At 41.3% G+C, this 12,183-nt stretch carries 10 protein-coding genes, 2 tRNA genes and 1 rRNA gene; 11 read left to right on the top strand and 2 right to left on the bottom strand.

Annotation, left to right across the window (positions count from 1 at the left end; all coding sequences use genetic code 11):
• Positions 1 to 136: 136 nt before the first annotated feature.
• The 8 genes from rrf to OW157_RS06995 all read left to right on the top strand — a co-directional run bounded on the left by rrf (position 137) and on the right by OW157_RS06995 (position 6,921).
• Positions 137 to 252: ribosomal RNA gene (rrf, locus tag OW157_RS07030) — 5S ribosomal RNA — on the top strand.
• 13 nt (positions 253 to 265) lie between these two features.
• Positions 266 to 339, top strand: a tRNA-Asn gene (locus OW157_RS07025).
• A 24-nt stretch (positions 340 to 363) separates the two neighbouring features.
• A tRNA-Thr gene (locus tag OW157_RS07020) sits at positions 364 to 436 on the top strand.
• A 496-nt stretch (positions 437 to 932) separates the two neighbouring features.
• Positions 933 to 2,345 carry a dihydrolipoyl dehydrogenase gene (gene lpdA / locus OW157_RS07015; RefSeq protein WP_268752789.1) on the top strand — a complete coding sequence of 471 codons (1,413 nt, stop codon included), beginning with the start codon at positions 933 to 935 and terminating at the stop codon, positions 2,343 to 2,345.
• A gap of 11 nt (positions 2,346 to 2,356) precedes the next feature.
• Positions 2,357 to 3,340, top strand: coding sequence for a thiamine pyrophosphate-dependent dehydrogenase E1 component subunit alpha (locus OW157_RS07010; protein WP_268752633.1), 984 nt, complete (start codon positions 2,357 to 2,359; stop codon positions 3,338 to 3,340).
• Between the two features lie 27 nt (positions 3,341 to 3,367).
• On the top strand, positions 3,368 to 4,354 hold the full coding sequence (locus OW157_RS07005) for an alpha-ketoacid dehydrogenase subunit beta (protein WP_268752632.1): 987 nt from the start codon (positions 3,368 to 3,370) through the stop codon (positions 4,352 to 4,354).
• Positions 4,355 to 4,373: 19 nt separating this feature from the next.
• Entirely contained in the window at positions 4,374 to 5,783 is a 1,410-nt protein-coding gene (locus OW157_RS07000) for a dihydrolipoamide acetyltransferase family protein (RefSeq protein WP_268752631.1), read from the top strand.
• Positions 5,784 to 5,874: 91 nt separating this feature from the next.
• Entirely contained in the window at positions 5,875 to 6,921 is a 1,047-nt protein-coding gene (locus OW157_RS06995) for a PTS sugar transporter subunit IIC (RefSeq protein ID WP_268752630.1), read from the top strand.
• Here OW157_RS06995 and OW157_RS06990 read toward each other — a convergent pair.
• Positions 6,918 to 7,808, bottom strand: coding sequence for a LysR family transcriptional regulator (locus tag OW157_RS06990; protein ID WP_268752629.1), 891 nt, complete (start codon positions 7,806 to 7,808; stop codon positions 6,918 to 6,920). The genes OW157_RS06995 and OW157_RS06990 overlap by 4 nt on opposite strands.
• A gap of 78 nt (positions 7,809 to 7,886) precedes the next feature.
• Here OW157_RS06990 and OW157_RS06985 point away from each other — a divergent pair, with 78 nt between their 5' ends.
• From OW157_RS06985 to buk, 3 genes are read left to right on the top strand one after another with little or no spacing between them, the layout of a single operon-like run.
• Positions 7,887 to 8,813 (top strand): 2-dehydropantoate 2-reductase, encoded by a 927-nt coding sequence (locus tag OW157_RS06985; protein WP_268752628.1) that lies wholly within the window; start codon positions 7,887 to 7,889, stop codon positions 8,811 to 8,813.
• A gap of 26 nt (positions 8,814 to 8,839) precedes the next feature.
• Positions 8,840 to 9,676, top strand: a complete 837-nt coding sequence (locus tag OW157_RS06980) for a phosphate acyltransferase (RefSeq protein ID WP_268752627.1) — start codon at positions 8,840 to 8,842, stop codon at positions 9,674 to 9,676.
• Positions 9,676 to 10,752, top strand: a complete 1,077-nt coding sequence (gene buk, locus OW157_RS06975) for a butyrate kinase (protein ID WP_268752626.1) — start codon at positions 9,676 to 9,678, stop codon at positions 10,750 to 10,752. The genes OW157_RS06980 and buk overlap by 1 nt, the downstream gene beginning before the upstream one ends.
• 131 nt (positions 10,753 to 10,883) lie before the next feature.
• On the opposite strand, the gene hutI is transcribed toward buk, so the two are convergent.
• A complete protein-coding gene (gene hutI / locus OW157_RS06970) occupies positions 10,884 to 12,152 on the bottom strand; it encodes an imidazolonepropionase (RefSeq protein WP_268752625.1) in 1,269 nt (422 codons plus the stop codon).
• Positions 12,153 to 12,183: the final 31 nt, after the last annotated feature.

The following is a 12,183-nucleotide window of genomic DNA, read 5'->3' as shown; positions in this document are numbered from 1 at the left end:
TGGAAGTGCAGTAATGTATGGAGCGGACCAGTACTAATGAGTCGAGGACTTATCCAAATGGATAGTTGTATGATGGTTGGTTTATGAAAACAGTATTCAGTTTTGAGCGAATAATGCTCAATATTAATATGAATTGTGCGGTGACGATGGCAAGAAGGTCACACCTGTTCCCATCCCGAACACAGTAGTTAAGCTTCTTAGCGCCGAATGTAGTTGGGGGTTTCCCCCTGTGAGACTAGGACGTTGCCGTGCAATTCTTTTTTATTCCGCAATAGCTCAGTTGGTAGTAGCGCTTGACTGTTAATCAAGATGTCGTAGGTTCGAGTCCTACTTGCGGAGTTTTTTCATGTAAACTTTCACCTTGCTGCTATAGCTCAGTAGGTAGAGCGTCGCCTTGGTAAGGCGGAGGTCACGGGTTCGAATCCCGTTAGTAGCTTATCTGAATTGTCGTAAGATATCTCAGTTTATAATTATTTCAGCTCAAAATGTTATAATATAGCATTTTGAGCTATTTTTTTATTTTAAGAACTATTGAAAAGGAATAAATAGTATTTTTTTTATGAACTGTTATTTTGTACCATGATATTTGTAAATTTTATATTGAAGAAGAAGTCTAAATCTTCCGATTGATAGTGGCTGAGCTGCGTGCTCAGCTTTTTTATTTTTACTTTTTAAGGAAAACGGTAAGATTTTTTATAGAAGCGAATATAAATGTTTACTTAATAATGTCTAACCTTTCATTATATCGTCAATTTAGCGATAAGGGTTATTAATATCCATCGTCTTTTCTATTAATTTTTTTAATGGACTAATAAAATGATTGAATTTGTCAATGGTAATAATATAGCTTATCATTAACTTGTAAGCGGTTACAGGTTATGCATTCAGTTTCATTTTAGCAAGTAAATATGGAAGAGAGGATGGATAAAGGTATGGCTACGTCACAAACAGATCTGTTGATTTTGGGAGGTGGCAGTGGTGGCTATGTTGCAGCCATTAAGGCAGCCCAAAGTGGTTTAGATGTTGTTTTAGTGGAAGAAGATAAGCTGGGAGGCACTTGTCTCCACCGGGGATGTATTCCGACTAAGGCTTTGTTGCGGTCAGCAGAGGTATTTAGCCAAAGTAAGGCGGCTAGTGATTTTGGTATCGACTTGCAAGGAGAGCTCTCTGTTGATTTCAGCAAGGTACAAGACCGCAAGCAGTCGGTGATTGACCAATTGCATGCTGGTGTCCAAGCTTTAATGAAGAAAAATAAGATTCGTGTAATCAATGCACGTGGGGTGATTATGGGGCCTTCAATCTTTTCACCGGTTTCTGGTGCGGTTATTGTGACGCCAGAAGGAGAAGATGAAGAAATCATTGTCCCTAAAAAATTGCTTATTGCGACGGGTTCTCGTCCGCGAGCACTTAAGACTATCGATTTTGATCATGAGTATATTTTATCTTCCGATGATATTTTGCAACTTGAAACATTACCCAATAAATTAGCTATCATCGGTGGTGGCGTTGTGGGCGTTGAATTTGCTTCCTTGATGAATAGTTTTGGTGTCGAAGTGACCCTATTCGAATATGCCGAACGCTTATTACTGACGGAAAGTAAGGAAGTAGCTAAGGCCTTTACCAAGGAGATCAGCCAACGTGGCATCAAAGTACAAACCAGTGCTGAAGTTCAAGACGCACAAGTGGTTGATGGTGAGGTAGAAATTTCGGTTAAAGGGGAAGACCAAGCCCAGGTCTTTGACAAGGTTTTAGTTGCTGTTGGTCGTCAAGCCAATGTGGATAATATTGGCTTAAATAATACGTCAATTAAGTTTGATGAAAAAGGAATCCAAGTCAACCAATTTTTCCAAACAGCTGAATCGCATATTTATGCTATTGGGGATTGTATCCCTAGTCCGCAGTTGGCCCATGTGGCGATGAAGGAAGGCGAAATTGCTGTGGGTCATCTTCTCGAAGAAGAAGTTTGGCCACTCAATTATCAAGAAGTGCCGCGTTGTGTTTACGCCCAGCCTGAAATTGCTAGTGTTGGTTACCACGAAGATAATGTACCAGAAGATATTAAGGCCAAGAAAAGTCAATTTTCATTTGTAGGTAATGGGAAAGCAATCATTCATGATGGGGGGAAAGGATTTGTTAATGTTTTAAGAGATGAGGACACTGATGATTTGATTGGGGTTTCTATGATTGGTGGCGATGTGACGCAAATGATTTCGGAAGCAAGTACAGCTATGTACCTTAATGCAACACCATTAGAAATTGGTGAAGCGATCCATGCTCACCCAACCATGTCAGAAGCCTTACAAGAAGCTAGCCTAGATTCGTATCACTTAGCCATTCATAAATAGGAGGATGTCTTATGGAAAAGCTAGAACAAAGTGGTTTAAGTAAAGAAGAACTCATCACTGTTTTTAAACAAGTATTGATGGGACGGCGTTTAGACGAACGTTTGTGGCAATTAACTCGGATTGGGAAATCATCTTTTAACATTTCTGGCCAAGGAGCTGAGCTCGCTCAAGTGGCCATGGCTATGGCTTTTGAAACAGATAAAGACTATTTCCTTCCTTATTACCGTGATATGACCGCCTGCTTGGTTTGGGGAATGACACCTAAAGATATCATTATGGCATCTTTTGGTAAGGATGCTGATCCCAACTCTCATGGACGGCAAATGCCTAACCACTATGGCTCTAAGGAACATCGGATTGTGTCTCACTCTTCTACTGTTTCTACCCAAATGCCATTAGCCACTGGGGTTGCTTATGCGGCTCAATTAGAAAATGCTGATTATATTGCCTTGACGACGACTGGTGAAGGCTCTGCCAACCAAGGTGAAGTGCAAGAAGCCATGAACTTTGCGGGGGTTAAGAAATTACCAGTAGTATTTGTTATTGAAAATAATGGCTATGCGATTTCAGTGGGAACTAGAGAACAATATGCCAACGAAGACTTCTCACATCGTGGGCCAGCTTATGGCTTTCCAGGTTACACGGTAGACGGAAATGACTTTGTTGCTGCCTATAAAGCCTGTAAAGAAGCTGCTGACCGGGCACGTTCTGGTGAAGGTCCTACTCTGATTGAGTTAGTTGTGGCGCGTTTAACCTCCCACTCAGCGGATGATGATCAATCAATCTACCGGTCAGAAGAAGAATTAACTGAATTAAAAGAAAAAGACCCACTAGCAGCCTTTACCAAACAAATGATTGACCAAGGCTATTTGACTGAAGAAGAAATTGAAGAAATTGAAGAAAAAATTAAACAAGAAATTAATGAAGCAACCGACGCTGCTGAAGCCGAAGCAGACCCTAGTGCAGATTCCTTATACGACCAAGTATGGGCATAGGACCAATTAGAGAAAGGAAGATATAAGATGGCGGTACTGACTTATTTAGAAGCTCTTAATCAAGGGATTTCCGAAGAAATGGCTCGTGATGACAAGGTCCTTATCTTTGGTGAAGACGTTGGGGGTGTAAAAGGTGGGGTATTTGGCGTAACCCAAGGACTCGCTGAAAAATTCGGTGACGATCGTTGTTTTAATACCCCATTAACTGAAGGACAGATCGGTGGTTTAGCGGTTGGTCTAGGTGTGATGGGCTACCGGGCTATTGGAGAATTCCAATTTGCCGATTATATTCTACCTGCAACTAACCAAATTATTTCAGAAGCCTCACGAATGCGTTACCGGACCAAGGGCGATTGGACAGCCCCAATCGTTTACTGTACGCCATATGGTGGTGGAGTGCGTGGGGGACTTTACCACTCCCAATCCACTGAAAAAGTTTATTTTGGTCAGCCGGGTTTGCGGATTGTGACTCCTTCTAATCCTTATGATGCTAAAGGTTTAATCAAAGCAGCCATTCGTTGTGATGATCCAGTATTATTCTATGAACACAAACGCTTATATCGCTTATTAAAAGACGAAGTGCCAGAAGAAGATTACACTGTGCCAATTGACAAGGCCAATGTCGTCCGTGAAGGAGAAGACATTACCGTGATTGCTTATGGGATGGCTTTATATCATGCCTTAAATGCGGCTGAAAAATTAAGTGAAGAAGGTATCGACGCCCATGTGGTCGATGTACGTTCCCTATATCCATTAGACAAAGAAACTTTAGTGGAAGCCGCTAAGAAAACTGGCAAAGTGTTACTCGTTTCCGAAGACAATAAAGAGGGTGCTATTATTGGTGAAATTGCAGCTATAATAGCCGAAGAAGCCCTGTTCCATTTGGATGCGCCAATTCAACGCTTAGCTGGACCAGATGTACCAAGCATGGGTTACGCGTTGAACTTAGAACGAGAATTCTTGATTGATGAAGACAGTGTCCTTGAAGCAATGCGTGATCTGGCAGAATTTTAAAAAAGGAGGATAAGAGCTTATGACTCAGGTACATGTTAAGATGCCTAATTTGGGTGAATCAGTGACTGAAGCAAGTATTGTCACTTGGCAAGTAGGGCCGGGAGACCAAGTAGCTAAGTATGACACCTTACTTGAAGCCCAATCAGATAAAGTCACCACTGAGATTCCCTCTGATTATGAGGGCACCATCAAAGAAATTTTAGTTGAAGAAGGAGAAACTGTTGCGATTGGTACTGAGATTTTGGTGATTGAGACCGATGCAGAAGGTGAAGATGTGGCAGCAGCTGAAGAAGAACAAAGCGATGAAAAAGATAGCCAAGAAGAAACGACTAAGACTAATCAAAGTAGCCCTGATAAAGCAGCCACTAAGCCACAAGAATCAGTAAATAGCGACGTGCCGCGTTATTCTCCTGCGGTGATACGAATTGCGCAAGAAAAGGGCATCGACCTAGATCAAGTCACTGGGACAGGACGTAATGGCCGAATTACACGTAAGGATGTCTTGAACTATGATGGGCAAGCCAGCACTAGTGCAGAGACTCAAGCTACTAGTGCTGACCAAGAGGAAACAGCAACGGTGGCCCAAGCTGAACAAACGGGACATGCAGAAATGCCAACCCCAGCGGCTATGGAAGAAAAACCACAAATGGATCTTAGTCAAGATGTCGCTAAAAGTAAAACTGGCGCTAGTACAAGCTCAACTAGCCTTAGTCAAAAATCAAGTGAGGGCAAATCTCATAGTGCTAAGGCAGACGGCGTTCGTCAAGCTATTGCCAAAAAAATGGTACAGTCTAGTACAGAGATTCCTCATGCTTGGTTACAAGTAGAAGCTGATGTTTCTAACTTAGTGACATTACGCGACCAAGAAAAAGACAAATTCTATCAACGCGAAGAAGTGAAACTGTCCTACTTCCCATTCTTTGTTAAGGCAGTAGCTCAAGCCTTGAAGAAGAACCCTAGTCTGAATAGCTCTTGGCAAGATGGTAATATCGTAACTTACGATGATATTAACCTATCCATTGCTGTGGCAGCAGAAGATAAACTCTATGTGCCGGTAATTAAACATGTTGACAATTTATCGATTACTGGTATCGCTAAAGAAGTTGATCGTTTAGCTCGTAGTGCTCGTCAAGGGAAACTAAGTAGCGAAGACATGACTGGTGGCACCATGACCGTTAATAATACCGGTGTCTTTGGCTCCGTGTCTTCAATGGGAATTATTAATTACCCTCAAGCTGCTATTCTACAAGTGGAATCAATCAATAAACGGATTGTTCCAACTGAAGATAATGGCTTTAAATTTGCCCATATGGTAAATCTTTGCTTATCTATTGACCACCGTATTCTGGATGGTTTAGCGGCTGGTCGTTTCTTAGCGGATGTTAAGACAAATTTAACAGCATTTACTAAAGAATCAGATATTTATTAGTGAAAATGCCAAGAAGTATTGTAAAATATAAATTGAGGCCCGCTCATATTGGTGTTGGGCAGGCCTTAATTTAAATTAAGGGGTGCTTATTATGAATGAGCAAGAACAATCATTATCCGTAAAAACTTTTTTGAATAAGGTGCTGACAGGGACAGCCCAAGGGACTATTATCGCCTTGATTCCTAATGCCGTTTTATCAGCTATCTTGACGTATTTTACGGGAAATCCATATATTGTAATGATTATTCAAGCGGCGGTTATTTTCCAATTAGCCACACCGCTGATTATTGGGGGGTTGATTGCCAAACAATTTAACTTTGATCCTATGCGTATTATGGTAGTCGCGGGAGCAACATTTGTTGGATCTGGTGTGATTAAATTTAATCCTGATGCCGAAGCCTATATCGGGGCAGGAACGGGGGATGTCATCAATATTATGATTACCGCTTCCGTGGCTGTGTTATTGGCCTTGTGGATTAAGGATAAATTTGGCTCTAGTTCCATTATTTTCTTACCGATTGTTGTCGGTGTCGGGGCTGGATTTGTTGGGATGCTCTTATATCCTTACGTTACTCTTATCACAACGGCAATTGGTGGTATGATTAATAATTTCACCAACTTACAACCAATTATAATGTCTATTTTAATTTCAATGTCATTTGCAGCTTTGATTATTTCTCCAATTACTACTGTAGGAATTGGTTTGGCCATTGGTTTGAGTGGTATCTCAGCTGGTGCTGCAGCTATGGGGGTAGCAGCGACCACCGTTTGCCTAGTGGTTAATTCTTGGAAGGTTAATGAATCAGGAATCACCTTAGCTATAGCCCTTGGTGGGATGAAAATGATGATGCCTAATCTCTTTAGAAAACCAATTATTCTCCTCCCATGTTTATTTACAGCTATCATATCAGCTATTCCGGTTGCCTTATTTAATATTTCTGGAACACCGCAATCAGCTGGATTTGGATTAGTTGGTTTGGTCGGACCATTAGCTTCTTTAGATGCTGGCTTGAATATTCTGCTCCTACTAGTATCTTGGTTCTTAGTGCCAATTGCAGCTAGTTTTGTCGGACAAATTTTATTTGAAAAGGTACTTAAGCTCTATGACCGTCAAGAAGTTTTCCAATACTTTGGTTAGTGATTTTGGATAATAGCAATAAAATCATGAACTTCAGGCAAGTTTTGTCCTTCTTTATTCAAGGCTAAACCAATTGGAAAGTAATTTTGATCATCATCTAGAGGAATCCAAGCTAAGCCTTCTTGGGGCCCTAAGATTTGATATTCAATGGCCATCAAACAGATAGTTTGTGAACTCTTTAGGCTATGCAAGAGGACTTGTAAGCTGGAATGATAGGCAATCACATTCGGTGTGAAGCCTAAGTCTTGCGCTTTTTCCTTGAGAAGTAGACCCAAGACATAATTATTTGTGAGTGATGAAAAACGTTGGTCTTTTAACTCTGCGAATGTCAATGTTGTTTTATCGGCTAGGGGATTTTCAGTGGGAACCACGACATATACATGGTAGCCCTTGCGACTATTGTGAATGGAATCGATAGTGATTTTATCCGGTAAGTAATTAGGATAGGAAACCAGAGCTAGGTCTAACTGTCCCTTAGCCAATAATTGTTGTAACATATGTGACCCATCTTGTTTGGTGATGAGGTTGACATGGGGGTAAGCCTGCTGGAAACGAGCAATTTCATCCACAAATTGTATGGCGAAAAGTGACGTAATCCCTAAGCGGATATCGATTTTTTCTTCTGTATTGCTGAGTGATTGGATGCGGTGGGTGAGTTCGTCCCACTGGTCGAGTAATTGTTGGCCTTCATTGTAGAGAAGTTTGCCAGCTTGAGTGGCTTGTAGGCCATGTTCCGTTCGGAAAAATAATTGCTGGTCCAGTTCTTGTTCTAATTTTTTTAGCGCCAAGGATAAGGTAGGTTGAGTGACGAAGAGGTGACGTGATGCTTGCGAAATACTATGACATTTGGCAATTTCAATGAAATAACGTAAGTGGGTGATATTCATTTAAAAGACCTCCATCAGCTGATGAAAACGCATAAATTGTCTATATCTATTATAACAAAATCGAAAGGAAGTATTAACATGTTAATTTATATCGCTGGTTCTGGTGCCATGGGTTGTCGTTTTGGAAAACAATTACACGAGGCCGGGAATGATGTCATTCTATTGGATAAATGGGAAGACCATATACAAGCCATCAGAGAAAATGGCTTAAAAGTTTCTGGGGATGAGGAAAAGGTTGTTAACATTCCGATTATGCGTCCTGAAGAAGCTAAGGAGCAAGCCGACTTAGTCATCTTATTTACTAAGGCTATGCAATTACCCGATATGCTAGAAGCTATTCAAGATGTTATCGGTCCAGACACCCAAGTGCTCTGTCTCTTAAATGGTTTGGGTCACCAAGAAGTCATCAGCAAATATGTTCCAGAAAAGAACATTATCATGGGGGTTACTGTTTGGACAGCCCAATTGCAAGGACCCGGCCATGTTTACCTTGCCTCAACAGGATCCATTAATATTCAAAGCTTGAATCCAGATGGTCAAGACAAGGGCAAGGAAATTGCTGATGTCTTAAGTAAGGCCAATCTAAATGCCATTTATGATGAAGATGTGATTCCATCAATCTGGCGGAAAGCCTGCGTCAACGGCACTATGAACTCTAACTGCGCCTTACTTGATTGTAAGATTGGGGAACTATTTGCTTCAGAAGATGGCTTAACTATTGTTCATGAAATTATCCATGAATTTGTGGTAGTTGGCCAAGCAGAAGGAGTTGCACTAAATGAAGAAGAAATCACAGATTATGTGATGCAAACTTCTAAGTCTGCTGCCCATCATTACCCATCTATGCACCAAGACTTAGTGCAAAACAACCGTTACACAGAAATTGATTTCATCAATGGTGCAGTTAGCCGTTTAGGTCGTAACCATGACATTGCCACACCTTATTGTGATTTAATTACGCAATTGATTCATGCCAAAGAAGATGTATTAATCGGTAAAAAATAAGCAAGGGAGTACTAAGGAGTGAAACTATGTATCGAATTGCTGTTGTGGGAGGAGCAGATGCCAGTGTCTTGGACTTGGTCCGCTTAGCCCACCAAGAACATCCAGGTCGCTTGCATTTTGATCTCTTTGATTGTCGAACAGATATTGCTGAAGGTGAATGGACCTATCACTTGGCTCCTGATATCCAGACGGCAGCTCAAGAAGCTGCCCAGTTTGTGGATCAAGGCCATGCAGACATTCTATTGAAGGGGATTGTGACTACCCATGATCTTCTCCATGCTGTTTTAAATAAAGATTATCAATTAAAAGAACAGGACCTCCTCTCGCATGTGGCAATGATACATTTGCCGCAATTAGGACGGCCACTTCTGCTGACTGATGCCGGCATGAATATTGCTCCCAATGCTAAGCAATTAAGTCAAATCATTGACAACGCTCGTTTGATTGCTAAAAAGGTGGGTATCAACCAACCAAAGATTGCTATTATTAGCGCAGCCGAAAATTACAATCCCAAGATGCCATCTTCAGTTTTAGCCAAGGAAGTCGCTGACCACTATAATGGTGAAGCGGCGACTGTCTATGGACCCATTTCCTTGGACTTGGCCTTATCAAAACACGCTGTAGCCAAAAAGCATTTCCAAGCGCCTATTCAAGGTGATGCGGATATTCTAGCTGTGACAGGCATTGATGTTGGCAATGTGATTTACAAGGCCTTAGTCCTCTTCACTGATGTTAAAGTGGGCGGTTGCTTGGTGGGAACTAAGGTGCCAATTGTCTTAAACTCACGAACGGATTCGATTGAAAATAAGCTCTTTGCCTTGGAATTTGCCATGCAACAAGTTGACGGGGAGGAGAATAAGTAATGACTGCAGTAACTTTAGTGATTAATCCTGGCTCAACATCAACCAAGCTAGCCTTATTTGCTTCAGAAGATGTTAGGCAAGAAGAAACTATTCGCCATCCCCAATCGGAATTAGCGGCCTATGAAAACTTATTAGATCAAATAGACTATCGTTTGTCTCTAGTTGAAAGTTTTTTGACCAGATGTCTGTCGGAAGACGACCAATTAAACGGTATTGTGGCTCGGGGTGGTTTACTCCAAGCCATACCTGGGGGAACTTATGCGGTCAATGAGACCATGTTAGCTGATTTAATGGCTAGTCGCTATGGGCTTCATGCGTGTAATTTAGGTGCTATTTTAGCTGACAAGTTGGCAAGAAAATTCGATGTTCCTGCCTATATTGTGGACCCTGTAGTAGTCGATGAACTTAACCCCTTGGCACGATATTCTGGAGTCAAGGAATTTGACCGGCGAAGTGTGGGACATGCTCTTAACCAAAAAGCCATGGCACGACAAGCGTGCTTGGATTTGGACAAAAAATATGAAGACAGTCAAGTGATTGTCGCACATATGGGTGGTGGTATTTCCATCGGCGCCCATTCTCATGGCCAAATGATTGATATGGTCAATGGTTTAGACGGCGAAGGACCTTTTACGCCAGAACGTTCAGGTGCTTTACCTCTCTTTGAATTAGCAGATTATATTTTGACGAATGATATGTCTATGGACCAAATCAAATCGTGGTTGGTAGGCAATAGTGGCTTGATGTCTTACCTTGGTGAAACTGACTTACGAATTGTGGAAGAAAACATTCAAGCAGGGGACCAAAATGCTGCTCAAGTAGTGGAAGCGATGTCCTACCAAGTCGCCAAGAGCATGGTATCCTTAGCGGCTGTGGTCAAAGGTCAAGTGGATGGTCTGGTACTAACAGGAGGTTTGGCATATTCGCAAGCTTTTACAGAGGCCATCAAAGAGCGAATTGACTGGTTAGCACCAGTTTGCATTTATCCTGGTGAACAAGAAATGGAAGCTTTGTATCAAGGATTTATGCGTGTGGTTAATGGCCAAGAAAAGGCAAAAACTTATCTTCATAACTAATAGTTGAAGAAAGGTATAAAAAAGAAAAAGGCCAGCGATGACTGATTGAATCATCGCTGGCCTTTGCTTATAAGGACCCCCGCAATGTCAATTGCTTTTAGGGGGTCTATATTGCTTAGCTTTTTAAATTTTTATTTTTTGCTATAAGCAGTGTGTTTGATAACTTCTTGACCGTTCTTGTAGACAGAAGAAATAAGGTTGGTTGCAAAGAAGTAGATAGCATAGTCAATGTTAGGAGTGTCGAAGATAGCAATGTCGGCTTGTTTACCTTGATCAAGGCTACCTACTGTATCCGCACGGTCAATGGAATAAGCAGCATTGATGGTGACGGCATTGAAAACTTCAACTGGAGTTAATTGCATCATGAAGCTCCCTAGTTGCATGATAAACTGAATATTAATGGTAGGACAGCTTCCTGGGTTACAGTCAGTGGATAAGGTGAGACCTACACCAGCATCAATCATTTTACGTGCAGGAGCATAAGTATCTTCCATTAAACTAAAAGTGGTACCAGGAAGAACGTTGGCAATAACATCAGCTTCGGCTAGTTTATCGATACCGTCATCGGTAATTTTCATTAGATGTTCTGCAGAAGTAGCTCCTAATTCAGCGGCCACATCTACCCCACCGATGGAATCAATTTCATCAGCGTGAATCCGTAATTTAAACCCTAAATCTTTAGCCGCTTGGAGTAAACGATGTGATTGGTCAGCAGTAAAGTTACCAGTTTCACAGAAAATGTCACAGAATTCGGCTAGGTTTTCTTCTTTTACTTTAGGTAACATGTCGATGACTTGGTCGATAAAGACATCCGAATTGTCACGTAAGTCTTTTGGAATGGCATGAGCGCCCATGAAGGTAGAGACTAGGTCAATAGGATGGTCTTCATTTAATTTTTTAGCGACTTCTAATTGACGTTTTTCTGTTTCCCAGTTTAAACCGTAACCAGATTTAGCCTCTGCTGAAGTGACACCATAATCTAACATATAGTCTAATAGACGATTTGTTTTGTCATATAGTTCTTCAAATGAGGCAGCCTGAGTAGATTCAACAGTGCTAAGAATACCGCCACCTTGTTCAAGAATTTCTAGGTAAGAGGCACCATTAAGTTTTTGGGCAAATTCATGTTCCCGGCTACCGCCATAAACGAGATGGGTATGGCAATCGATCAAACCAGGGGTAGCAGTTTTTCCTGAATAATCTATAATTTCAGTATTTTCACCTTGCAATTCGGCATCTGGTTCTCCTGAACCAATAGCCAAAATTTTATCATCCTTGATAGCAATAAAACCATCTTCAATGATTTGAGCTTCATTCATGGCTTCTTTAGTTAAGGGTTTTCCTTGGTCGTTAGGGTTAAAAATTTGACTGAAGTGAACCAAAATTTTATCCGCTTGCATTTAATCACACTCTTTCTTCATATTATTTTTA

Origin of the sequence: Aerococcus kribbianus (assembly GCF_026805545.1) — a bacterium.
Lineage (GTDB): Bacteria > Bacillota > Bacilli > Lactobacillales > Aerococcaceae > Aerococcus > Aerococcus kribbianus.
The sequence above is the reverse complement of the archived record's forward strand: the minus strand, read 5'-3'. Positions and strand labels throughout refer to the sequence as shown.

Bases quoted from the DNA above. Each gene is read 5' to 3' on its own strand.
- lpdA (WP_268752789.1), top strand. From the start codon at position 933: ATGGCTACGTCACAAACAGATCTGTTGATTTTGGGAGGTGGCAGTGGT.
- OW157_RS07010 (WP_268752633.1), top strand. From the start codon at position 2,357: ATGGAAAAGCTAGAACAAAGTGGTTTAAGTAAAGAAGAACTCATCACT.
- OW157_RS07005 (WP_268752632.1), top strand. From the start codon at position 3,368: ATGGCGGTACTGACTTATTTAGAAGCTCTTAATCAAGGGATTTCCGAA.
- OW157_RS07000 (WP_268752631.1), top strand. From the start codon at position 4,374: ATGACTCAGGTACATGTTAAGATGCCTAATTTGGGTGAATCAGTGACT.
- OW157_RS06995 (WP_268752630.1), top strand. From the start codon at position 5,875: ATGAATGAGCAAGAACAATCATTATCCGTAAAAACTTTTTTGAATAAG.
- OW157_RS06990 (WP_268752629.1), bottom strand. From the start codon at position 7,808: ATGAATATCACCCACTTACGTTATTTCATTGAAATTGCCAAATGTCAT.
- OW157_RS06985 (WP_268752628.1), top strand. From the start codon at position 7,887: ATGTTAATTTATATCGCTGGTTCTGGTGCCATGGGTTGTCGTTTTGGA.
- OW157_RS06980 (WP_268752627.1), top strand. From the start codon at position 8,840: ATGTATCGAATTGCTGTTGTGGGAGGAGCAGATGCCAGTGTCTTGGAC.
- buk (WP_268752626.1), top strand. From the start codon at position 9,676: ATGACTGCAGTAACTTTAGTGATTAATCCTGGCTCAACATCAACCAAG.
- hutI (WP_268752625.1), bottom strand. From the start codon at position 12,152: ATGCAAGCGGATAAAATTTTGGTTCACTTCAGTCAAATTTTTAACCCT.